Here is a 21,167-nt window from a genome sequence, read left to right as displayed (position 1 = left end):
CCGCGCCCTCCCCCGGTCAGCTCAGCCAGCGCTTGCGACGGCGGTAGGACCGCACGTCGCGGAACGACTTGCGGCCCTCGTCACTGACGCCGAGGTAGAATTCCTTCACGTCCGGGTTCTCGCGCAGGTCGGCCGCCGGGCCGTCCATCACCACGCGCCCGCTTTCCAGGATGTATCCGTAATGCGCAAAGCGCAGCGCGACGTTGGTGTTCTGCTCGGCCAGCAGGAAGGTCGCGCCCTCGCTCTCGTTGAGGTCCTTCACGATGTGAAAGATCTCCTCGACCAGCTGCGGGGCCAGGCCCATCGACGGCTCGTCCAGCAGGATCGTCTCGGGGCGCGACATCAGCGCGCGGCCGATCGCCAGCATCTGCTGTTCCCCGCCCGAGGTATAGCCCGCCTGGCTCTTCCGCCGCTCCTTCAGGCGCGGGAAATAGGCATAGACCTTCTCGAGGTCGGCCTCGATCTCGGCCCGGCCGTCGGTGCGGGTGTACGAGCCGGTCATCAGGTTCTCCTCGACCGTCAGGTGCTCGAAGCAGTGACGGCCCTCCATCACCTGGATCACGCCGCGCCGCACAAGGTCGGCCGGGTCGAGGCCATAGATCTCCTCGCCGCGATAGGTGACGTGGCCCTTGGTGACCTCGCCCCGCTCGCTCCGCAGCAGGTTCGAGATCGACTTGAGCGTCGTCGACTTGCCGGCGCCGTTGCCGCCCAGCAGGGCGGTGATGCCGCCCTTGGGCACCGAGAGAGACGCCCTTCAGGACAAGGATAACGTGGTTGTAGATCACTTCGACATTGCTCACCTGCAGCAGCGGCTCACCCAGGTCGGGGGCGGCGGCGGGTGCGGTCGGCGCGATGGTCTGGGCCTCGGTCATCTCGTCCTCGAAATTCTGTCGGGCGCGTGGCCCCGGTGGGATGCCGGGGCCCAGAGGATGGGCCCCGGCGGTTGCTTCAACCAAGCGTCACTCGCACGAACGCGGCTCGATGCCTGCCTCTGCGGCGTAGGCCATCGAATCTTCCTCGATCAGCGGATCGACCACGTCGAAATCGGGTTCGATGTAGTCGGTCAGCACCGTCCAGGTCTTGTCGCCGGCGCTCCACTGCTGCAGCGCGGCCAGCCGCGGCGAAGAGTGGATGGCACAGCTCTGCGACACGGCCGGCGCAAAGCCGCCCAGCCCCAGTTCCTCGAACCGGGCATCGCTCACCTGCAGGTTCTCGAGCGCGTCGCGCATGTCGGACGCGGTGATCGCCGCGTTGCCGGTGGCGTCCTGCGCCTGCTTGATCGCCTCGGCCACCATCGCCGCCGCATATACGCCGCGGTTGTAGCCGACCTCGCCCCACTTGGAGCCGTCACCCGCGTTCTTGCCCGCGTCGATGACGGTGGTCTTGATCTCCTGCAGTGCCGGGAAATCGGTGCCCGCGCCGTGGAAGGTCAGCGACTTGTAGCCATCGGCGCCGTCACCGACGGGGACCACGTCCGCTTCGGACCCGGACCACCAGATGCCGATGAACTTGTCCATCGGGTAGCGGATGTTCGCGGCTTCCTGGATCGCCACCTGGTTCATCACGCCCCAGCCCCACATCAGGACATAGTCGGGCTTCTCGCGGCGGATTTGCAGCCACTGCGATTTCTGCTCCTGGCCCGGGTGGTCGACGGCCAGCGTCACCAGCTCGAAACCGTGTTTCTCGGCCAGCGCCTCGAGCGTGCGGATCGGCTCCTTGCCGTAGGCCGAGTTATGGTAGACCAGCGCGATCTTCTTGCCTTCCAGCGATCCGCCTTCTTCCTCCATCGCGTATTTCACCGCGACCGAGGCGCCGTCCCAGTAGGTGACCGGCAGGTTGAACACCCACTCGAACACCTTGCCGTTCACGGCCGAGGTCCGGCCGTAGGCCACGGACCAGATCGGGATCTGGTCGGCCGAGGCCTTGGGGATCAGCTGGTAGGTGATCCCGGTGGATTGCGGGATGTAGACCAGGGCGCCCTGGCCCTTGGTCTGCTCATAGCACTCCACACCCTTCTCGGTGTTATAGCCGGTCTCGCATTCCAGGACGTTGATCATCTCGCCGCCCACGCCGCCGTCACGCTCGTTGAGCAGCGTCATGTAGTCCGAGAAACCGTCGGCATAGGGAATGCCCGAGGGCGCGTAGGGCCCTGTCCGGTAGTTCAGCGCGGGGATGGTCAGGTCGGCCATCGCGGGCGCCGCCGCCATCACCGCCGCGGCAGCTGCCGCCAGTAGTTTGAATTTCATCGGTATCTTCCTCCCAATTGGTATCGACCGATCTCTTGCCCGGTTCTTTCAACCGCCGCGGGTTCCTCCTCCCACGGTCTCCTCGGCCCCCCCTCAGTGTGGGAAGGGCCAAAGTCTCAGTTTCTCCTTGATGGTGCGCCAGTAGGCGGTCAGCCCGTGCGGCTCCAGCACCAGGAACATCATGATGAGGCCGCCCAGGATCATGATCTCCAGGTGCGCGGCCAGGTCCGTCGCCCAGCCGAAGCCGCCGACCAGCACGTTCTTCAGCAGCACCGGCAGCAGCACGATGAAGGCCGCCCCGGCAAAGCTGCCGAAGATCGACCCGAGCCCGCCGATGATGATCATGAAGAGCACCAGGAACGACTTCTGGATGCCGAACACCTCGCCCACCTCGACCGCGCCGAGGTAGACGCTGAAGAACAGCGCGCCCGCGACACCGACGAAGAAGGACGACACGGCAAAGGCGCTCAGCTTGGCGGCCAGCGGGTTCACCCCGATGATCTCGGCCGCGATGTCCATGTCGCGGATCGCCATCCACTTCCGGCCGACCGAGCCGCGCGTCAGGTTCCGCGCCAGCCAGGCCATGAAGACCACGAAGCTCAGGCATATGAGGTACTTGGCCGGGGCCGAGGCCAGCGGGCCGGTCACCGCGACCCCGAACACCGTGCGTTCCGACGACGAGATCTGGCCCGAGGCCGAGTAGTTGTAGAACCACGGCACCTTGTTGAAGAGCCAGACCAGGAAGAACTGCGCCGCCAGCGTTGCCACCGCGAGGTAGAAGCCCTTGATCCTGAGCGACGGCAGGCCGAACAGCATCCCGACTCCCGCCGTGATGAAGCCCGACAGCAGGATGTGGATCACGATGTTGATGTCGGGAAAGGCCGTCATCAGCTTGTAGCAGGCATAGGCCCCTACCGCCATGAAGCCCCCGGTCCCCAGGCTGACCTGCCCGCAGTACCCGGTCAGGATGTTCAGCCCGAGCGCCGCGATCGCGTAGATCAGGAAGGGCAGCAGCACCGCGCTGGCCCAGTAATCGTTGATCACCAGCGGCACCACCAGGAAGGCGATGGCCAGGATGACGTAGTAGCCCCAGCGATCGATCCGAATCGGGAAGGTCTGGCCGTCATCGGTGTAGGAGGTCTTGAAATCCCCCGCCTCACGGTAAAGCATCAGGCCATCTCCCCTTCGTTCAGTTCTGCCATCGGCCGCACCGGCCGCGGCTGCCCGGTCTCTCCGCCGGTCCGGATCAGCGCCAGCCAGGCCCAGAGGCCAAGCGCGCCGCCAACGGCCGCCAGCAGGGAGGCAATCACCACCTGCCCGGCCTCGGCCTGGTAATCGGCGCTCAGCGCCAGGTAGCCGAAGGCCCAGAAGCCGCCCCAGGCCACCACGTTCAGAATCGCGATCAGCTTGCGCATGGCGGGACCTCCGTCACGCGCCGCCCCAGCGGCCGCTCAGCCAGCGCTCCAGCCCGGCGAACACCCCGGTCGCCAGCAGGAACCAGCCCCCCGTGCGCAGCCAGGCCAGCAGCGCGTTCTCGGTCAAGGCCGACCGGGTCTCCTCCGAAAAGCCGCCGCCAAGTGCGGCCTGCCGGGCCACGCCCACCCCGAGGATGGACGCAAAGGTCATCAGGATGGCCGCGCCCAGGCAGAGGCGCAGGGCCAGCAGGATTGCCTTGCGGGAAAGTGACATGCATCACGCTACACCCTCTCGATGATCTTCTCGCCGAACAGGCCCTGCGGCCGGAAGACGAGGAAGACGAGCGCCAGGACAAAGGCGAACCAGTTCTCGGTCGCGCCGCCGACCATGGGACCGACGAGGAATTCGAAGAGCTTCTCGCCCACCCCGATGATCAGCCCGCCGACGATGGCGCCTGGGATCGAGGTGAAGCCGCCCAGCATCAGCACCGGCAGCGCCTTGAGCGCGATCAGCGAGAGCGAGAACTGCACGCCCGACTTCGACCCCCACATGATCCCCGCGACCAGCGCGACGAAGCCCGCCACCGACCAGACCATGACCCAGATGAAGTTGAGCGAGATGCCCACCGACAGCGCCGCCTGGTGGTCATCCGCCACCGCGCGCATCGCCCGGCCCTGCTTGGTGTACTGCGAGAACGCGATCAGCAGCACCACCAGCGCCACCGCCACGATGGTGGCCGCGATGTCGAGGTTGTCGATGAAGAAGCCGTAGCCGAAGAGGTTGAACGTCACCTCGTCGATCCAGGTGTTCAGCCCCTGCGGCAGCCCGACGTCGAGGTTCTTGATGTCGGACCCCCACATCAGGTCGCCCAGGCCTTCGAGGAAGTAGGCCAGCCCGATCGTCGCCATGAAGAGGATGATCGGCTCCTGGTTCACCAGGTGGCGCATGACAAAGTAGTTCACCGCCCAGGCCAGCGCGACCATGACCACCATCGTCAGGATGATCGCCAGCGCCGCGTTCATGTGCCAGCCAAAATGGTGGATGTCGGTGCCGAAGATCGCGTTGATCAGGTGCGCAAAGGGGATTTGCCCCTCCATGAACCCCACCAGCGTCAGCGCCGCGAACAGCGCCATGACCCCTTGGGCAAAGTTGAAAACCCCGCTCGCCTTGAAGATCAGCACGAAGCCCAGCGCCACCAGCGCATAAAGCACGCCCGCCATGAGGCCGTTCAGCGTGACCTCCATCGCGAAGAGCAGTTGATCAGGCATGTCGCGCCTCCCCCGTGGTCAGGGGCCGCGCGCCTCGCGCCCCGTTCAGATCTCTGCAGGTACCGCCGGCTGGCAGGCGCAATCCGCAAGCAGCTGCACGGCGCGGTTCGACCGCTCGTCCTGCGGCACCGCCTCCAGTGCGGCCCGCGCGGCACGCAGCCCGGCCCAGATGTCCTCCGGCGTGATCTCCGCCGGCGCGTCGCCCCGCTCCGCCCGCGCGGCGAGCACGGCCGTTTTGAAGGCCTCCAGCGTCGCGTCGCGCTCCACGTCCCGCATCCGGTCGATGTCCATCTGCGTGAACGGCGCAAGCTGGCGCACCACCTCGTCCGTCACCGCCTTTTCGCCCAGCAGCGTGGTGAGCGTCCGTCTGGTCCAGTTCTTCCCGGGCATGTCGAGCCTCCAACCCTTGCGTCGGGAAGGTAACTGCCATGCCGGGCCCTTCGGTTCCGGACCGGACCGCGCCTGTGGCGAAGGATTGCCTGTCCGTCATGCGCAGGCCTCCGGAACTTCGCGGCAGGCGCGGTCGGAGACCGCCGGGATGGCCAGCCATCCCCCCGAGGCGGGCAGACGCATATCGAACGCCGCGTCAGTCATGCGACACCCCGAGATAGGCGTCGATGACCTCCTGGTTCGACCGCACCTCGTCCGGGGTGCCGTCGCCGATCTTCTTGCCGTAATCCATCACGACCACCCGGTCGCTCAGGTCCATCACCACGCCCATGTCGTGTTCGATCAGCGCGATGGTCGTCCCGAACTCGTCGTTCACGTCCAGGATGAAGCGGCACATGTCCTCCTTCTCCTCGACGTTCATCCCCGCCATCGGTTCGTCCAGCAGCAGGATCTTCGGCTCCGCCGCCAGCGCGCGCGCCAGTTCGACCCGTTTCTTCAGGCCGTAGGGCAGCCGCGCGACCGGGGTCTTGCGGATGTTCTGGATCTCGAGGAAGTCGATGACCTTCTCGGCCACCTCGCGGTTGGCGACCTCTTCCTTCTGCGCGCCGCCCCACCACATGGCCTGGCCGAAGATGCCGCTCTTCATGTGGTTCAGGCGCCCGGTCATCACGTTGTCGAGCACCGTCATCCCCTCGAAGAGGGCAATGTTCTGGAACGTCCGGGCGATCCCGTCGCGGGCCACCTGGTAGGGCTTCATCGGCGGGCGCTTCTCGCCCTTGTAGATGACCTCGCCCTCCTGCGGCTTGTAGAAGCCCGAGATCACGTTCAGCATCGACGACTTGCCGGCGCCGTTCGGCCCGATGATCGCGCGGATCTCGCCCTCGCGGATGTCGAACGAGATGTCCTTGATCGCCACCACGCCGCCGAAGCGCAGGGTGATGTTCTTCATCTCCATCACCACCGGCCCGATCTTGCGCCCGTCCGCGGTGACGTAGCCGTCCGCCATGTCCTTCATGGTCTCTCCTCCCCCGGCCACGGTCATTCCGCCGCCACCGGCTTGGGCGCACGCACCGGCACCGTCTTCGCGTTGCGCACTTCCAGCGTCGCGGCGATGTGGCCCTTGCGCCCGTCCTCATAGGTCACCTCGGTCCGGGTCGAGATCGACGGCGAGCCGTCGTAGAGCGCGGTGATGATGTCGTGGTACTTCTCTTCGACCGTCCGGCGCCGCACCTTGCGGGTGCGGGTGATCTCTCCGTCGTCGGCATCCAGCTCCTTGTGCAGGATGACAAAGCGGTGGACCTGGCAGCCCGACAGCATCTCGTCCTCGGCCAGGCTCTCGTTCACCTCCTCGACGTGGTGCTGGACCATCTCCATCACCTTGGGATGGCGCGCCAGCTCCTGGTAGGACGAATAGGCGATGTTGTTGCGCTCGGCCCAGTTGCCGACGGCGTTCAGGTCGATGTTGATGAACGCCGTGCATTCCGCCCGCTCGTTGCCGAACACCACGGCCTCGAGGATGTTGGGATAGAACTTCAGCTTGTTCTCGACGTACTTCGGCGCGAACAGCGACCCGTCCGCCATCTTGCCCACGTCCTTGGCGCGGTCGATGATGCGCAGGTGCCCGGTGTCCGGCTCGATGAAGCCGGCGTCGCCGGTGGCGACCCAGCCCTCGGCATCCTTGGTCGAGGCGGTGCTGTCGGCGTTCTTGTAGTAGTACTCGAAGACGCCGGGGCTGCGGTAGAACACCTCCCCGCTCTCCGCGATCTTCAGCTCCACCCCCGGCGAGGCGACGCCCACCGTGTCCGACCGCACCTGCCCGTCGGGCTGCTGGGTGATGAACACCGTCGCCTCGGTCTGGCCGTAGAGCTGTTTCAGGTTGATCTTGAGCGAGCGGTAGAAATCGAAGATCTCGGGCCCGATCGCCTCACCCGCGGTATAGCCCACGCGCACCCGGCTCAGCCCCAGCGAATTCTTCAGCGGCGCATAGACGAAAAAGTCGCCCAGCCAGTACTTGAACCGGTCCCAGGCGCCCACCGTCTTGCCGTCGAGGATGTCGCCCCCGACCTTGCGGGCATGGGCCATGAAGGTGTCGAACAGCCACTTCTTGGTGGCGCCCGCATCCTCCATCCGGATCATCACCTGGGTCAGCTGGTTCTCGAACACCCGCGGCGGGCCGAAGAAGTAGGTCGGGCCGATCTCGCGCAGGTCGGTGATCAGGGTGCCCTCGCTCTCGGGGCAGTTCACGCAGAACCCGGTCCAGTAGGCCTGGCCGATGGAAAAGATGAAATCGCCCACCCAGGCCATCGGCAGGTAGGCGACGATGTCCTCGCCCGGCCCGAGGTGGTCGAAATCGCAGGAATTCTTCGAGGTCTCGATCACGTTCCGGTTCGACAGCACCACGCCCTTGGGCTTGCCGGTCGTGCCCGAGGTATAGAGCATCACGCAGATGTCCTGCGCAGTGATCGCACCCTTGCGGGCGTCCAGTTCCGGCTGGTTCTCCTGTCGCTGCGCGCGCCCGGTGGCCTGCACCTGGGCATACTCGTGCAGCTTGCCATGATCGTATTTCCGCATCCCCCGGGGATCGAGATAGATCATGTGCTCGAACTGGTGCAGGTTCTCCTGGATCTCGATGACCTTGTCGACCTGCTCCTGGTCCTCGGCCACGACAAAGCGCGCGCCGCAATGGTCCAGCACATAGGCCATCTCGTCGCTGGCGCTGTCCTGATAGATCGGCACCGGGATCGCACCCACCATCTGCGCCGCCGGGAACACCCAGTAGAGGTGCGGCCGGTTCGACCCGATGATCGCGATGAAATCCCCCTTCTTGACCCCGAGCGAGATCAGCCCGAGCGCAAAGGCCTCGATCTCCTCGCGGGTTTCGGCCCAGGACCAGCTCTGCCAGATCCCGAATTCCTTCTCGCGATAGGCCGTTTTCGATCCGAACTGCTCTGCGTTGCGATCGAGCAGGGCCGGAATGGACGCGATCGCGCCCCCGTCCACAGACGTCGGTGCCAAGTCTTTTCCTCCCGTAGCCCCGCTCCCCCGGGCGTCGCCTTGACGGCGACTCTTGTCTGACCCTATCCGGGCCATGCGATATTTGTCGCGGGCAAGTTTTTCGCGATGTTGTCCCAATCCTAACGAATTGTAACAGGCCGCGGACCGGCGAACCGACGCCGGCGTATGCAGGGGCAAACGACAGCGCCCGACGTCACGGGGACGCCGGGCGCGATGGAGATTGCAGGCGCCGGGACCGGCCCGGCCGCCGCGATCAGTTGAACGAATAGACCAGCGACACCGCCAGCTTGTTGTCGAACTCCTCGAACCCCGGCTCGGGGTCGGAATGCCATTCGGTCAGCAGCCCGGTGCGCAGCGACAGCTGGTTCGACATCGACACGTTCAGCGCCAGGTCGTTGGTCACGTAATGGTCGCGCTCCGATCCGATCAGCCGAGTGTCATTGGTAAAGTAGACGTCGTCGTTGATCCGGTAGAGGAAATACGACCCGACCGTGTAGGCGAATTCCTCTTCCCGCACCCCGGCGTTCGACTCGGTGATCCGCCAGCCGGGACCGGCCTGCACCCACCACTGGGTCTGCGTATCGTTCAGGATGCGGTACCCCAGCCCCGCGCCCACGAAGTAGTCCTGTTCGTAGCTGTCGAACTCGTCGTAGACCGCGTTGATCTTGCCGAAGAAATACGTCTGCGTCCCGAAATCGCGGGTGTATTCGTAGGTCGCCAGCAGGCTGTTCGACGTGGTGCCGGTGTCGGCCGTCGACAGCTCATAGGACATGACGATCTTGTGCCCGTTGATCCCATCGAAATAGACGAACCGCGCGCCGATCCCCAGGTCCGCCGTCTCGGTGTTGCCGGTGGTCCCGCTGCCGGCCAGCGCGAACGACCCGCTCCAACCCAGGCTGCGCCCCTCGTTGCCGAAATCGTCGATGTCGCGTTCGCGCATGTCCTCGATGTCGTCCTCCAGGTCCTCGACCCGGTCTTCGGCGGGGGTCGAGAACCCCTGGGCACTGGCCGTGGCCACGGACATGGCAAGGATCGGAACGGCTATGATGGCAACTGGCTGGAACCGCATGGCAGTCAAACTCCCTTGAGTGTATTTGGCTGAAATTGTCCCGGTAAACCGGGCTTCAAAGGCCGGGCGGACCGCAGAGGGGCGGGCCTCCTCACGAGGTAACGAAGGGGCACACGACGGCGCAGACCACCCGGCCCCACGACCGTAGAATCTGCGTTTTCCTAACGTCAACTCACCTTTTGATTGTGTTCCCTTATCGGCGGAATGTCCCTCATCGGCGCCGGGCGCGGACCCTCTTGTGCGGCGGGCCGCGACGGACCAACATGCACGGCCTGACCACCCCGCGACCAGCCCGAGGCCCTTCCCGCGTGACCCGACCCGCAACGCTCAGCATGACCCTTGCCGGTCTCAACCTGATCCAGCAGGCCCTGTCGATCTACGACGACGACCTGCGGCTGGTGCTCTGCAACGCGCGCTTCCGCGAGATGTTCGACCTGCCCGCGCATCTGACCACGCCCGGATCGACCTTCGAGGACACCATCCGCTTTCTCGTCGAACGCGGCGAATACGGCCAGCTGACGGACATCGACGCGGCCATACGCGAACGTGTGGAACAGGCGCTGACCTTCCAGCCGCACTACCTCGAACGGCGCCGCGCCAACGGGCGCATGATCTCGGTCGAGGGGGCGCCCCTGCCCGAAGGCGGCTGGGTCACGGTCTACACCGACATCACCGACATCAAGTACCAGGAACAGCTGCTGCGCACCCGCTCGCAGGAACTCCACGCCGAGCTTCTGACCCGGGCCGAGGAACTGGCCGCCGCCAACCGCGAGCTGCAGGCGACCAACGCGGCCCTGGCCGAGGCCAAGCGCGAACTGACCGAGATGGAGGCGCGCATCCGGCTGACGACCGAGATGATGCCGGCCCACATCGCCCACCTCGGCCCCGACCGGCGCTACACCTATTCCAACCGCCGCCTCTCGACGATCATGCCGGGGCGGCCGTCCAACATCGTCGGGCTCCACATCGCCGACGTGCTGGGGACGCAGGCGCACAACGCGGTGAAACCCTACCTCGACGCCGCGCTGCAGGGCCGCGCCTCGACCTTCACCTTCACTGACGAAACCTCCTCGCGCCGGGTCCGGGTGGCGCTGACGCCCGACCGCAAGGACGGCACCTACATCCTCTCGACGGACGTGACCGAAGAGGAACAGACCCGCTCCGCCCTCGCCCAGACCCGTCGCCGCTCGATCGCGGCGCAGGTCACCTCGGGCATGGCGCACGACTTCTCGAACCTGCTGACCATCATCCTCGGGATGCAGGCCCGGCTGGCCGCCATGCCCCTGCCCGACGACGCGACCCGCCTCGTCGCCACCACCCAGGCCGCGGCCCGGCGCGGCGGCGACCTGCTGAACCGGATCGCCGAGATGACATCGGGCCCCGAACACAGCCCCGCCGCCACCGATGTCGCCGCCTTCCTGCAGGATTTCCGCACCCTCGCGCAGGCCGCCATGCCCGACCGAACCGAGCTCAGCGTCACCGACGAAACCGCCGGCGCGCGCCTCATGCTCGACCGCGGCATGCTGCAGGATTCGCTCCTCAACCTCGTGCTGAACGCCCGCGATTCCGCCGGCCCCGGCGGCCGCGTCACGCTCCGCGCCCGCACCGTCAAATCCACCTGGCTCGAGATCACCGTCGAGGACAACGGCCCCGGCTTTTCCGACGCCGCTCTGAAACAGGCCTTCGACCCGTTCTTCACCACGAAGGGCGGCGAGGGCTCGGGCCTCGGCCTCGCGATGGTCTACAACGCCACCAAGCTCGCCGGCGGCCAGGTCCGTGCCGCCAACACCCCCGGCGGCGCCCGCGTCACCCTTCGCCTGCCCCTGCGCGAGGCGCCCCGCCCGGTCGATCCCGGCCTCGTCCTCCTGGTCGAGGACAGCGCCGACCTGCGCCGCTCGATCCGCGACATGCTGCGCGACGGCGGCCATTCCGTGATCGAGGCGACCACCGCCGAAGAGGCCGCCACCCTCGCCGCCGCCGTGCCCGGCATCACGCTGATCCTGTCGGACATCACGCTGGAAGGCGCCGACACCGGGCTCGACCTGCTCGACCGACTCCCGCCCGGCGCGCCGCCGTGCTACCTGATGACCTCGCTCCGCCCCGACCACCCCCTGCACGCCGCCGCCGTGGCCCGCGTGCCGGTGCTCAGAAAACCCTTTGGCGCCAAGGCTCTCGCCGCCTTCCTGCGCGGAGAGGACGCCGCATGACCGCCCCCCTCATCACCATCCTCGACGACGAGCCCGAGATCCGGCACATGCTGACCGAGGCGCTCGAGGAATCCGGTTTCCGCACCATGGGCTTCTCCCGCGCGACCGAATTCGAGGCCGCGCTGAAATCGCACACGCCCGACCTCTGCCTCGTCGACCTCTCCCTGCCCGACCGCGACGGCCTGACGCTGGTCCACCGCCTCGCCCTCGAACAGGGCGCGACGGTCATCATCATCTCGGGCCGCGCGCAGGTGCAGGACCGGGTCACCGGGCTCGAGCTCGGCGCCGACGACTACATCATCAAGCCCTTCGACCCGTCCGAGGTCGTGGCCCGCGTCCGCGCCCGACTGCGCCGCGACCGGACCACCGCGAACGCCGGCACCACCGCCCGCTTCGCCGGCTGGACCGCACATTTCGACCGCTTCGCGCTCGAGGACGACACCGGCACCGAAACCCCGTTCTCGCATGCCGAGGGCGAGGTCCTGCGCCTCTTCCTCGAACGCCCGAAACGCCTGATCTCGCGCGCGATGATGCAGGAAACCCTGGGCGGGGCGGCGGGCGAAAGCTTTGACCGGGCAATGGACGTCCGGATCTCGCGCCTGCGCCAGAAACTGCGCGAGGATCCCAAGAACCCGCGCCTGATCAAGACGATCTACGGCGCCGGCTACATCTTCCTCGGCGATGTCGAATGGGGCTGAGCCCCGCACACCTCCAAGCGAATTATTAACAATTTCGGCACAATTTTTACGTGTATTTTGCCGCCCCGCGTGCTGAGATGTGGCTCCGATTTCAAGCCACATTTTCCAGCCATCCCCGAGGCGACCCATGCGTATTTTCCACCTCGACCGTCGCCTGCACGCGACCCCGGTCCTCAGCCGCGCCCAGGCGGACGAGATCGTCGAAGTCATCACCCTCGGCTTTGCCGCCGATCCCTTTCTCCGCTGGCTCTATCCCGACCCGCGCCACTACCTGCGCCATGTCGCGCGGGTGGTCCACGCCTTCGGCGGCCGCGCCTTCGACCACCACGGCGCGCACCTGAACGCCACCCGCACCGCCGCCGCGCTCTGGCTGCCGCCGGGGGTCAAGCCCGACCAGGCCACGCTGATCCGCACCTTCGCGGCCAGCGTCCCGGCCCGCAAGCACCGCACCCTGTTCCGCATCGACCGTCAGATGCAGCGCTTCCACCCCAGGACGCCCTGCTGGCACCTCGCCTTCATCGCCACCGACCCCTGCTGGCAGGGCCAGGGCCAGGGCGACGCCCTGCTGGCCGAAACCCTGCGCCTCTGCGACGCCGACGGTCACCCGGCCTACCTCGAATCCACCAACCCCGCGAACCTCACCCTCTACCGCCGCCACGGCTTCCGCGAGATCGGCCGCATCGAGGTCACCGGCGCCCCGCCGATCGTCCCGATGCTGCGGGATTAGGGACCAGAACGCCCGCCTCAGGCTTTGCCGTAGATCTCTTCGCGATGGTACTGGAGGTACTCTTTGTGCGGATGATGGCGTCGCTCCCGGGGAAGGATCAACTTCGCCCCCGGCGTAATGAGGCGCCGGGCCGTGTCTGCATCCACCTTGTTGTGCGACACAAGAATGCTCAGGTCTTCGGAAATGGAAATCAGCCCGCGATCAAACATCCAGTGAAGCGTTCCCGACAATGCCAGCCCATTCGATACGACGTCCGGGCCGTGATGTGAGACCGGGCGAATGTGCGCAGCTTGGACTTCGGGACGACCACCGCCATTTCGAAGCATCAAGCCAGATATCGCACACCGCCCGCCATAGGCAGACTTCACCATTCTCTCGAACGCCTGGTCTCGGAATGGGCGCGAGGCGATCACGCGACGGCGATCAGGTGCTAGTCCCGCGAAGGGCGCAGCCTCATCGCTGAGGCCCGGGGCATCCACCCTGGGCATCGCATCTGGTTCGCGCGAGGCCTCCAAACCGGCATCAATGATTGCTGCAAAATCGGCGGATGGCAGAAGCCGGACCGACGATACGTTCTGCCCACCCGAGGTCGGCCTGCCATCGGCACCGCGAAGGCTGCTTTCATAGGCGATGCCGTCCTGTCCCTGTCGCGGCACAACACGCTCGAACTCCAGCAAACTTCCGGGTTCGATAATCGCGTTGTAGTGACGCTCCCGAAATGGGTCAGGCTTTACGTCAATGACCTTTTGAACCGCGGTGTAGCCGAACGCGCCCGAACGCCCCTCGTAAACGATGACCCAGTCCCCAACGGTCCGCTCCACGCGGCTCAGGTATTGATGTGGGAAATTGTAAATTTCACCGGGTACATCCGAGAAAACCGACGTTGGGTTTTGGATAAATACTGCGTGCGCCATGACAACCCGAATTCTTATTCGGTCGCCAGGATGTCGTTAACCTTCTCAAGACACAAGAAGATGCGCAGCCGGTCTCCAGACTGCCCCCCTCACACCATCCGCGCCACCGCCCGGGCCATCACCTGCAACCCGGCCACCAGGTCCGCCTCGGCGGTGTCCTCCTCGAAGGCGTGGCTGATCCCGCGGATCGAGGGCACGAACATCATCGACACCGGCATCAGCCGGGCCAGGCTGGCCGCGTCGTGCAGGGCGCCCGACTGCATCCGGCGCCAGCGGCCGGGGGCCACGGCCTCGGCCGCCTCGGCCAGCGCCGCCTGCATCCCCGCGTCCATCGGCACCGGCTCCAGCGCGATCAGGTCCGAGGTCGTCAGCCCGAAACCGCCCGCCTCGGCCACCTCTCCGGCGGCGTCGCGGATGATCTGCTCCATCCGGTCCAGCCGGTCCTTCTCGCCGTCGCGCCACTGCATCGAGAAGGTGCAGCGCCCCGGCACGATCGAATGGCTGCCCGGATGCACCTCGACATGGCCCGAGGTCCAGACCGTCTGCGGCGTGACCACGTTGCGGAACCGGTCCGCGATCAGCCCCTGGAACCGCGCCATCGCCTGCACCGGGTCCTTGCGGCGGTGCATCGGCGTGGTGCCGGCGTGGTTCTGTTCGCCGGTGAAGGTGATGCGCATGTCGCGGATGCCGACGATGTCGGTCACCACGCCCACGGCTTCCCCGGCCTCGTCCAGCCAGGGGCCCTGTTCGATGTGGCATTCGAGAAACCCGGTGAACCGCGCCGGGTCGACGAAATCGCCCGCCAGGTGGCGCATCCGGGCGCGGGCGTCGGCAAAGGTCACGCCCGTCACGTCCTCCAGCCCGTCCGCCGCCGCCAAGTCGGTCGCGCCCGACCAGATGCGGCTGCCGGTGGTCACGCCGAACCGTCCCTCCTCGTCCTGGAACGACACGGCCGAGATCGCGGGGCCGCCCGATTCCCGCGCCGCGCGGGCCAGCTCCAGCCCGCAGATCACGCCCAGCGCGCCGTCGAGCCAACCGCCCTCGGGCTGGCTGTCGGAATGCGACCCGATCAGCAGCGATGGCCCCTCGGCCAGCCCCCAGACCGACCCGACCGGGTCGAACTGCGCGGTCAGCCCGGCCTCGGCATACTGCGCGGCCAGCCACTCGCGGGCGGCAATGTCGGGGTCCGAGAAACCGGGGCGCACGACGCCCTTGCCGACACCCGAGGCGCCGAACTGGCGCAGGGTGTGCAGGTTCTCGAGGAAACGGTCAGGCTGGACGGGGATCATGGGGGCCTCCTTTGTCCCCCGACTAGACCGCAAGGCGCGGGGGCCGTCAAACAGGCGGCCCCGGCGGGGCGCCTCAGTCGTCCCAGACCGGCAGGGCCGACAGGGCATCCGGCGTCAGGTCGAGCACGTAGACCCGGCCGTCGAAGCTCATGTCGGCGATCGGGACGGCACGCTCGTCGGGGTCGAGGCCCACGCGACGATCGAAGTCCACCACGAAGGCGGCAGGCATGCCGGTGCCGTCGACCAGCACCCCCTCGACCTCGCCCATCCGGGTGCCGCTGCCATCGACGACGCGGATGTCCTCGGGGTCGCGCAGGTCGGTGGACTGGGCCAGCGCGGGTCCTGCGGCGACCGCGGCACAGATGGCCAGCGTTCTGAATTTCATCATCAATCTCCTGTCTGAAAGCACTTTGCCGGGGCAGTTCCTCCCGGGTCAGGCCGGGTCCGCGATTGCACCCCTGCGCCCGATACCCTAGGCGTGTCCGGCAAAGAGGATCCTGTCAATGACCCACATCTGGCTCCGCGCGGAACAGCGCCCGAACGAAGACCGCACCGGCCTGACGCCCGAAGGCGCAAAGGCGCTGATCGACCGGGGCTTCCGCCTGACGGTCGAAGAGAGCCGCAGCCGCATCATCCCGATCGACGGCTACCGCGCCGCCGGGGCCGAGATCGCGACCGAAGCCAGCTGGCCCGACGCGCCCCGCGACGCCATCGTCTTCGGCCTCAAGGAACTGCCCGAGGACGGCACGCCGCTGGTGCACCGCCACATCATGTTCGGCCATGCCTTCAAGGGCCAGCCCGCCGGGCAGGTCCTGCTGGAGAGGTTCCGCAAGGGCGGCGGCACGCTCTACGACCTCGAATACCTGCTGAACGAGGACGGCCGCCGCGTCGCCGCCTTCGGCTACTGGGCCGGGTTCGCGGGCGCCGCGGTGTCGCTGAAATGCTGGCTGGCGCAGCAGGCCGGCACGATCTGCGGCCCGGTGGCGAGCTACCCGAACAAGACCGCCCTCCTCGACGACCTGCGCGCCGGGCTGGCGGGCCACACGCCCCCCTCCGCCATCGTCATCGGCGCGCTTGGCCGCGTCGGCTCCGGCGCGTCCGACCTCTGCACCGAAATGGGAATGTCGGTTACGAAGTGGGACATGGCCGAAACCGCCCACGGTGGCCCCTTCCCGCAGATCGCCGAGCATGACATCTTCCTCAACGCCATCCTTGCCATGCCCGGCACCCCGGTCTTCGTGCCTGCCTCCATGGCCGACGGCCCGCGCAACCTGTCCGTCATCGGCGACATCGCCTGCGATCCGACATCGGACTTCTCGCCGATCAAGGTCTACGACCGCACCACCGGCTGGGACGCCCCCGCGCTCCGCGTCCGCGACACCCCGCCGCTCGACGTGACCGCCATCGACAACCTACCATCGCTCCTGCCGCTGGAAAGCTCGCAGGACTACGCGGCGCAGCTGCTGCCCTCGCTCCTCACGCTCGACGCCATCGACCGGGGCGTCTGGGGCCGGGCCAAGGACATCTACGACCAACACATGGGAGAGCTTGCATGACCATCCACTGGTGCGGCACCGGCCTGTCGGCCATTCCCGGCCTTCGCCGGCTGATCACCAACGGCCACGACGTCGTCGTCTGGAACCGGACCCCCGCCAAGGCAGAGGCCGAGGTGGGCGACCTCACCGACCAGATCCGCGCCTTCGACATGGCCGCCCTCGGCGCCGCCGTGCAGAGGGGCGACGTCGTCGTCTCCATGCTGCCCGGCGACTGGCACCCGAAACTGGCGCAGCTCTGCCTGGAGCATGACGCCAACTTCGTCACCTCCTCCTACATCTCGCCCGAGCTCCGCGCGCTCGACTCCGCCGCGCAGGAAAAGGGCCTCAGCTTCGTGAACGAGGTCGGGCTCGACCCCGGCATCGACCACCTGATGGCGCATCACCTCGTCGCCGCCTATCGCGCCTCGGACGCCTACGACCCGGCGAACGAACTGACCTTCACCTCCTACTGCGGCGGCTTCCCCAAGGTGGCCAACGACTTCCGCTACAAGTTCAGCTGGTCGCCCCTCGGCGTGCTCAAGGCGCTGCGCTCGCCCTCGCGCTCGCTCAAGGACTTCGAAGAGCTGAACGTCGACCGCCCGTGGAACGCGATCACCCGCTTCGCCTCCCCCCTGCCCGGCGCCGAGGAGTTCGAGGCCTATCCCAACCGCGACAGCCTGCCCTTCATCGCGGATTACCGCTTCGACCCCGACTGGAAGGTGAAGACCTTCGTCCGCGGCACCCTGCGCCTCGACGGCTGGTCGACCGCCTGGGCCGACATCTTCCGCGAGGTCGAGACGCTCAAAGGCCCCGAGGGCGACGCCCGGCTGGAGGAGATGTCCGACCAGTTCTGGGCCGACCACGCCTATGACGAGGGAGAGCCCGACCGCGTCGTCCTCTTCGTCACGCTCGGGGCCGAGCGGGACGGCAGCACCGTCTGGCACCAGACCTACGCGATGGACGCCTGGGGCACCGACGAGGCCTCGGCCATGGGCCGCCTCGTCTCGGTCCCGGTGTCCCTCGCCATCGAGGCGGTGCAGGCCCACCGCCTGCCCGCCGGCGTCACCCCGGCGCCGCACGACCCGGCCGTGGTCGGCGACTGGCTGGCCGAGGTGGCAAAGCTCGCCCAGAAGATCGAGGTCGTCGACCACCTCGCCTGAGGCAAGCCATCCCCGCACGCAGGCTCCGGCGCCCCCGCGCCGGAGCTTTTTGCTTGCCCTAGGGGACGTTTGCCGTGAGCGGGCCGATCCCCGCCTGCCCCGGCGCGAAGCGCCCGTTTCCGCCACAACCATCGCTTGACGAACACCGATAATCGGTGAATTTGAAGGCGTGTTCCCCCTCCCCGCGCGGCCCCGCGCGGCGGGACCGGGACCACCCCGTCCAGTCGGTTTCGAGCAGCGGGCGGGCAAACAGGTAAAAAATGGGACAAGACAAAATGTACAAACCCCTCCTCCTCGCCTTCGCCGGTGTCGCCATGCTGGCCGCCTGCGAACCCCGCAACGCCCGCCAGGCGGACGCCAACTGCGTGGTCGGCACCACCGGCGCCGCCGTCGTCGGCGGCATCGCCGGCAACCAGATCGGCGGCGGCTCCGGCCGGACGCTCGCCACCGCCCTCGGCGCCGCCGCCGGCGGCCTCGCCGGGTCGAGCTCGTTCTGCCAGTAACGGCCTGACGGCCAACGCCACGACATCGCCGGTCCCGGAGACCCGGGGCCGGTCACACCGGCGCGGCGCGATCGGGCTAGCGCTGCTGAACCCGTCCGCCGGATGCGGTCAACTCACCACCCGCTCAGGCGATCGCAGAGGTATCGGCCGGGACTTGGCCCGCCCCCCTCGGTTTCAACTCGATCGTTACCGGGTCTATTTCTTGCATGGTCAATTGGGCATTCAGACGCCGGGCCGCGCGCCCGGCGCGAAACCATTTCTCCGCAGCCGCCATGTTGAACCGGGGACGTCGCTGTCCCGCCTGCGGGCGGCAGGCCGCGGCGATCACCTCGACAATCTCGTCAATGCGGTAGAGGCCACCCGCCACGGGGTGAGGCATCTTCCGTTGTTGCAGGGCCTGGCGCCTGACTTCGAGCTTTTCGGCGACGTCTGCCAGGCTCACTAGGTCGGGCCGAACCTCGCGCAGACACGTGCCGCGCGGCAGTACCTTGATCAGCGTTCGAGCGGCCTCGAGGATCGTGGCTTCTGCATCGTCCCCGACCATTTCGACCTCAATCCCGAGAAGACCGGAAACACCCGTGCCCACGAGGGCGTCCTCAAAGCCCGCCCCAAAGACCGCGTCGGACAGTGCAAAGGGATCGTGCTCCCCCTCGGGCAGCGCAAAGACCAGTTCGAATTCGAATTCCTCAGCCATCCGCCTGTCCTTCCGTCGTCGGTTCGAGGGTCACGCAGGCAAGCGCCTTCTGGCGCAGCCTCTTCGCAAACTGTTGCGGGTTCTTCGGCGTGGACCAGACCGACATCTGGCAGAACCGTCCGCACCTGCACGCGTCGTCCCTGGCAGGGCATCTGAGAATGCCCCACGCATGTCCCCTGCCCTCGATCAGCTCCCAACCCAGCTGTTCGAGCTCTTGCAGCACCGCCTCGATTTCCTTGGAGGTGTGTCGCCTACGGGGCAAAGGATACTCCGCTGATTTAAATTGTCAATCGACAAGATAAATGGAAGGTACGTCGATCCTTTGGTTTGGCGTCAAAATGGAACGATCTGGTTAACCCCTCACAACGCCCCGACACCCGCCAGCGCCTTGCGCACGGCCTCGACCTGCTCGGGGGTCAGCGCGGGCTGCGGGGCGGCCGGGTCGCCGCAGTCGAAGCCCTGCAGCCGCAGCCCCGCCTTCACCGCCCCCGCCAGGTTGAACCGCGCAAAGACCTGGTTCACCGACCAGAGCTCCCGCTGCAGCTCCATCGCGGCGTCCCACTGGCCCGCCATGCAGAGGTCGAACAGCCGCACGCTCTGGCGCGGGATCAGGCAGGACGGCCCCGCCAGCCAGCCGCGCCCGCCGATCAGCATCACCGCGACGGTGATGTGGGACGAGGCGGCAAAGACCCCGATCCGCCCCTCGACCCGGTTCAGGATCGTCAGGAGCCGCCCGGTGTTGGTCGACGCATCCTTGAGGAAGGCGACGTTCGGGTGGTGCGACAGCTTGTCGATCGCCTCCAGCGACAGGTCGCTGCGCTGGAAGTTGGGGTTGGTGTAAAGCGTCACCGGCAGGTCGGTCGCATCCGCCACGGCGGTGAAGTAGTCGACCACCCCCGCGTCAGGCACCGGGAAATAGGCCTCGAGCACGGCGAGGATCCCGTCGGCGCCCAGCGCCGCCCAACGCCGCGCCTGCGCCACCGCGTCCCGCGTGGTGGTGGCCGCCACCCCCGCGATGACCGGGACGCGCCCGGCGGCGGCCTCCACCGTGGCGGCGACCACCCGCTCCTTGGCGGCAAAGTCGAGATAGGCGAACTCCCCTGTCGATCCCAGCGGCGTCAGCCCGTGCACGCCCTCGTCGATCAGGTGATCGCAGAGCCGCTTCAGTGCCGCCTCGTCGACCGTGCCCTCGGCGGTCAGGGGCGTCGGCAGGTAGGGCACCACGCCCCGCAGGTCACGCACATTGCTCATCTCGAAACTCCTCTCTCCCGGGCCCCGGCGCACGGCCGGCTAACCCCGCCCCGCACCGCCGGATCCACCGACACGATACCGACGCGATACCGACGTGGCGCAACACCGCCCAAGCCGCTGTTAACCCGGGCCATTCGCCCCGAGTCGCGCCGGGGCACGCGACACCCGCCGCGCGCACCGGCAGGCCCGCGTTAAGCCGCCGCCATCTCTGCCACCTTGCGAAACGCCGGACGCGCCCGCATCCGCTTGCCGTAGGCGGCCAGCACCTCGTTTTCCGGCAGGAACTTGATCGAATGCGCCCAGTTCAGGCAGTGGGTCGCGACGATGTCGGCGATCGTCATCTCCTCGCCCATCAGGTACGGCCCCTCGATCCGGCCGGCCAGCCGCTCCGCGTTGCGCGCGATCTCGACCTTGAGCGCGGGCTTGATCTCGGCCACCCGCTCCTCCTTCGGCAGGATGAAGCTGTGCCGCGCCGCGGTCCACAGCAGCCCCTCCAGCTCGTCCAGCGCGAGGTTGGTGAAACCGTCCTGCCGCGCCCGTTCCAGCGTGCCGGGGGCATAGGTGAATTTCCCATGCTTGTCAGCGAGATAGGTGATGATCGCGGTCGAGTCGGTGAGCGCCACGCCATCGACCAGCATCACCGGCACCTTGCCGAGGGAGGAATGTTCCCGCACCAGCGGGCTGTGCGGCGCGTCGGGACGGTGGGTGTACTCGAGCCCCAGCTCCTCCAGCATCCACAACACGCGAAACGCCCGGGTGTGCCCGTGGCCGATGACTTCGTACAT

At 67.3% G+C, this 21,167-nt stretch carries 21 protein-coding genes and 1 pseudogene; 6 read left to right on the top strand and 16 right to left on the bottom strand.

Translation table 11 applies throughout. The features are described from left to right. Window positions 1-16: 16 nt before the first annotated feature. The 10 genes and pseudogenes from ACE2AC_RS14990 to ACE2AC_RS14945 form a co-directional block, all read right to left on the bottom strand. A pseudogene (locus ACE2AC_RS14990) lies at window positions 17-872 on the bottom strand (ABC transporter ATP-binding protein). A gap of 87 nt (window positions 873-959) precedes the next feature. Further along, a complete protein-coding gene (locus ACE2AC_RS14985; RefSeq protein WP_375688241.1) occupies window positions 960-2,246 on the bottom strand; it encodes an ABC transporter substrate-binding protein in 1,287 nt (428 codons plus the stop codon). 93 nt (window positions 2,247-2,339) lie between these two features. Beyond that, a complete protein-coding gene (locus ACE2AC_RS14980) occupies window positions 2,340-3,416 on the bottom strand; it encodes a branched-chain amino acid ABC transporter permease (RefSeq protein WP_375688240.1) in 1,077 nt (358 codons plus the stop codon). Further along, the gene (locus ACE2AC_RS14975) at window positions 3,416-3,661 is read right to left on the bottom strand and encodes a hypothetical protein (protein WP_375688239.1); all 246 of its coding nucleotides are present in this window, start codon (window positions 3,659-3,661) and stop codon (window positions 3,416-3,418) included. Before ACE2AC_RS14975 ends, ACE2AC_RS14980 begins: the two co-directional genes overlap by 1 nt. 13 nt (window positions 3,662-3,674) lie before the next feature. Beyond that, entirely contained in the window at window positions 3,675-3,935 is a 261-nt protein-coding gene (locus tag ACE2AC_RS14970) for a hypothetical protein (protein WP_375688238.1), read from the bottom strand. Window positions 3,936-3,943: 8 nt separating this feature from the next. Next, complete coding sequence (locus ACE2AC_RS14965; protein WP_375688237.1) at window positions 3,944-4,930, bottom strand: branched-chain amino acid ABC transporter permease; 987 nt, start codon at window positions 4,928-4,930, stop codon at window positions 3,944-3,946. 45 nt (window positions 4,931-4,975) lie between these two features. Beyond that, window positions 4,976-5,320: a hypothetical protein gene (locus ACE2AC_RS14960; RefSeq protein ID WP_375688236.1), complete on the bottom strand. Its 345-nt coding sequence runs from the start codon at window positions 5,318-5,320 to the stop codon at window positions 4,976-4,978. A 196-nt stretch (window positions 5,321-5,516) separates the two neighbouring features. Continuing rightward, complete coding sequence (locus tag ACE2AC_RS14955; protein ID WP_375688235.1) at window positions 5,517-6,335, bottom strand: ABC transporter ATP-binding protein; 819 nt, start codon at window positions 6,333-6,335, stop codon at window positions 5,517-5,519. 23 nt (window positions 6,336-6,358) lie between these two features. Next, window positions 6,359-8,335: an AMP-binding protein gene (locus tag ACE2AC_RS14950; protein WP_375688234.1), complete on the bottom strand. Its 1,977-nt coding sequence runs from the start codon at window positions 8,333-8,335 to the stop codon at window positions 6,359-6,361. A gap of 253 nt (window positions 8,336-8,588) precedes the next feature. Beyond that, on the bottom strand, window positions 8,589-9,359 hold the full coding sequence (locus ACE2AC_RS14945; protein WP_375688233.1) for a YdiY family protein: 771 nt from the start codon (window positions 9,357-9,359) through the stop codon (window positions 8,589-8,591). A 377-nt stretch (window positions 9,360-9,736) separates the two neighbouring features. Here ACE2AC_RS14945 and ACE2AC_RS14940 point away from each other — a divergent pair, with 377 nt between their 5' ends. From ACE2AC_RS14940 to ACE2AC_RS14930, 3 genes are all read left to right on the top strand, one after another. Then, window positions 9,737-11,611 (top strand): PAS-domain containing protein, encoded by a 1,875-nt coding sequence (locus ACE2AC_RS14940; RefSeq protein ID WP_375692118.1) that lies wholly within the window; start codon window positions 9,737-9,739, stop codon window positions 11,609-11,611. Then, window positions 11,608-12,309 carry a response regulator gene (locus ACE2AC_RS14935; RefSeq protein ID WP_375688232.1) on the top strand — a complete coding sequence of 234 codons (702 nt, stop codon included), beginning with the start codon at window positions 11,608-11,610 and terminating at the stop codon, window positions 12,307-12,309. Before ACE2AC_RS14940 ends, ACE2AC_RS14935 begins: the two co-directional genes overlap by 4 nt. Before the next feature lie 127 nt (window positions 12,310-12,436). Continuing rightward, entirely contained in the window at window positions 12,437-13,036 is a 600-nt protein-coding gene (locus ACE2AC_RS14930) for a GNAT family N-acetyltransferase (RefSeq protein ID WP_375688231.1), read from the top strand. Window positions 13,037-13,053: 17 nt separating this feature from the next. Here the strand turns inward: ACE2AC_RS14930 and ACE2AC_RS14925 are convergent, their stop codons facing one another. The 3 genes from ACE2AC_RS14925 to ACE2AC_RS14915 form a co-directional block, all read right to left on the bottom strand. Then, complete coding sequence (locus ACE2AC_RS14925; protein ID WP_375688230.1) at window positions 13,054-13,950, bottom strand: HNH endonuclease; 897 nt, start codon at window positions 13,948-13,950, stop codon at window positions 13,054-13,056. 89 nt (window positions 13,951-14,039) lie between these two features. Further along, complete coding sequence (locus ACE2AC_RS14920; RefSeq protein WP_375688229.1) at window positions 14,040-15,239, bottom strand: hydantoinase/carbamoylase family amidase; 1,200 nt, start codon at window positions 15,237-15,239, stop codon at window positions 14,040-14,042. Window positions 15,240-15,312: 73 nt separating this feature from the next. Continuing rightward, a complete protein-coding gene (locus tag ACE2AC_RS14915; RefSeq protein ID WP_375688228.1) occupies window positions 15,313-15,624 on the bottom strand; it encodes a PRC-barrel domain-containing protein in 312 nt (103 codons plus the stop codon). Between the two features lie 118 nt (window positions 15,625-15,742). Here ACE2AC_RS14915 and ACE2AC_RS14910 point away from each other — a divergent pair, with 118 nt between their 5' ends. From ACE2AC_RS14910 to ACE2AC_RS14900, 3 genes are all read left to right on the top strand, one after another. Continuing rightward, window positions 15,743-16,795 (top strand): saccharopine dehydrogenase, encoded by a 1,053-nt coding sequence (locus ACE2AC_RS14910; protein WP_375688227.1) that lies wholly within the window; start codon window positions 15,743-15,745, stop codon window positions 16,793-16,795. Next, window positions 16,792-17,934 (top strand): saccharopine dehydrogenase C-terminal domain-containing protein, encoded by a 1,143-nt coding sequence (locus ACE2AC_RS14905; protein ID WP_375688226.1) that lies wholly within the window; start codon window positions 16,792-16,794, stop codon window positions 17,932-17,934. Before ACE2AC_RS14910 ends, ACE2AC_RS14905 begins: the two co-directional genes overlap by 4 nt. A gap of 275 nt (window positions 17,935-18,209) precedes the next feature. Then, window positions 18,210-18,437: a glycine zipper 2TM domain-containing protein gene (locus tag ACE2AC_RS14900; protein ID WP_375688225.1), complete on the top strand. Its 228-nt coding sequence runs from the start codon at window positions 18,210-18,212 to the stop codon at window positions 18,435-18,437. A gap of 124 nt (window positions 18,438-18,561) precedes the next feature. On the opposite strand, the gene ACE2AC_RS14895 is transcribed toward ACE2AC_RS14900, so the two are convergent. The 3 genes from ACE2AC_RS14895 to ACE2AC_RS14885 all read right to left on the bottom strand — a co-directional run bounded on the left by ACE2AC_RS14895 (window position 18,562) and on the right by ACE2AC_RS14885 (window position 21,167). Continuing rightward, on the bottom strand, window positions 18,562-19,131 hold the full coding sequence (locus ACE2AC_RS14895; protein ID WP_375688224.1) for a hypothetical protein: 570 nt from the start codon (window positions 19,129-19,131) through the stop codon (window positions 18,562-18,564). Window positions 19,132-19,491: 360 nt separating this feature from the next. Continuing rightward, entirely contained in the window at window positions 19,492-20,382 is an 891-nt protein-coding gene (locus ACE2AC_RS14890) for a dihydrodipicolinate synthase family protein (RefSeq protein ID WP_375688223.1), read from the bottom strand. 191 nt (window positions 20,383-20,573) lie between these two features. Further along, window positions 20,574-21,167, bottom strand: a complete 594-nt coding sequence (locus ACE2AC_RS14885; protein ID WP_375688222.1) for a glutathione S-transferase family protein — start codon at window positions 21,165-21,167, stop codon at window positions 20,574-20,576.

The organism is Pseudooceanicola sp. LIPI14-2-Ac024 (assembly GCF_042188925.1).
GTDB lineage: Bacteria > Pseudomonadota > Alphaproteobacteria > Rhodobacterales > Rhodobacteraceae > Pseudooceanicola.
The sequence above is the reverse complement of the archived record's forward strand: the minus strand, read 5'-3'. Positions and strand labels throughout refer to the sequence as shown.

Excerpts from the sequence above, each read along its gene's own strand:
- ACE2AC_RS14935 (WP_375688232.1), top strand. The coding sequence starts at position 11,608 with ATGACCGCCCCCCTCATCACCATCCTCGACGACGAGCCCGAGATCCGG.
- ACE2AC_RS14980 (WP_375688240.1), bottom strand. The coding sequence starts at position 3,416 with ATGCTTTACCGTGAGGCGGGGGATTTCAAGACCTCCTACACCGATGAC.
- ACE2AC_RS14965 (WP_375688237.1), bottom strand. The coding sequence starts at position 4,930 with ATGCCTGATCAACTGCTCTTCGCGATGGAGGTCACGCTGAACGGCCTC.
- ACE2AC_RS14905 (WP_375688226.1), top strand. The coding sequence starts at position 16,792 with ATGACCATCCACTGGTGCGGCACCGGCCTGTCGGCCATTCCCGGCCTT.
- ACE2AC_RS14970 (WP_375688238.1), bottom strand. The coding sequence starts at position 3,935 with ATGTCACTTTCCCGCAAGGCAATCCTGCTGGCCCTGCGCCTCTGCCTG.
- ACE2AC_RS14945 (WP_375688233.1), bottom strand. The coding sequence starts at position 9,359 with ATGTCCGTGGCCACGGCCAGTGCCCAGGGGTTCTCGACCCCCGCCGAA.
- ACE2AC_RS14975 (WP_375688239.1), bottom strand. The coding sequence starts at position 3,661 with ATGCGCAAGCTGATCGCGATTCTGAACGTGGTGGCCTGGGGCGGCTTC.
- ACE2AC_RS14960 (WP_375688236.1), bottom strand. The coding sequence starts at position 5,320 with ATGCCCGGGAAGAACTGGACCAGACGGACGCTCACCACGCTGCTGGGC.
- ACE2AC_RS14910 (WP_375688227.1), top strand. The coding sequence starts at position 15,743 with ATGACCCACATCTGGCTCCGCGCGGAACAGCGCCCGAACGAAGACCGC.
- ACE2AC_RS14915 (WP_375688228.1), bottom strand. The coding sequence starts at position 15,624 with ATGAAATTCAGAACGCTGGCCATCTGTGCCGCGGTCGCCGCAGGACCC.
- ACE2AC_RS14940 (WP_375692118.1), top strand. The coding sequence starts at position 9,737 with ATGACCCTTGCCGGTCTCAACCTGATCCAGCAGGCCCTGTCGATCTAC.
- ACE2AC_RS14920 (WP_375688229.1), bottom strand. The coding sequence starts at position 15,239 with ATGATCCCCGTCCAGCCTGACCGTTTCCTCGAGAACCTGCACACCCTG.
- ACE2AC_RS14925 (WP_375688230.1), bottom strand. The coding sequence starts at position 13,950 with ATGGCGCACGCAGTATTTATCCAAAACCCAACGTCGGTTTTCTCGGAT.
- ACE2AC_RS14895 (WP_375688224.1), bottom strand. The coding sequence starts at position 19,131 with ATGGCTGAGGAATTCGAATTCGAACTGGTCTTTGCGCTGCCCGAGGGG.
- ACE2AC_RS14885 (WP_375688222.1), bottom strand. The coding sequence starts at position 21,167 with ATGTACGAAGTCATCGGCCACGGGCACACCCGGGCGTTTCGCGTGTTG.
- ACE2AC_RS14955 (WP_375688235.1), bottom strand. The coding sequence starts at position 6,335 with ATGAAGGACATGGCGGACGGCTACGTCACCGCGGACGGGCGCAAGATC.
- ACE2AC_RS14985 (WP_375688241.1), bottom strand. The coding sequence starts at position 2,246 with ATGAAATTCAAACTACTGGCGGCAGCTGCCGCGGCGGTGATGGCGGCG.
- ACE2AC_RS14930 (WP_375688231.1), top strand. The coding sequence starts at position 12,437 with ATGCGTATTTTCCACCTCGACCGTCGCCTGCACGCGACCCCGGTCCTC.
- ACE2AC_RS14900 (WP_375688225.1), top strand. The coding sequence starts at position 18,210 with ATGTACAAACCCCTCCTCCTCGCCTTCGCCGGTGTCGCCATGCTGGCC.
- ACE2AC_RS14890 (WP_375688223.1), bottom strand. The coding sequence starts at position 20,382 with ATGAGCAATGTGCGTGACCTGCGGGGCGTGGTGCCCTACCTGCCGACG.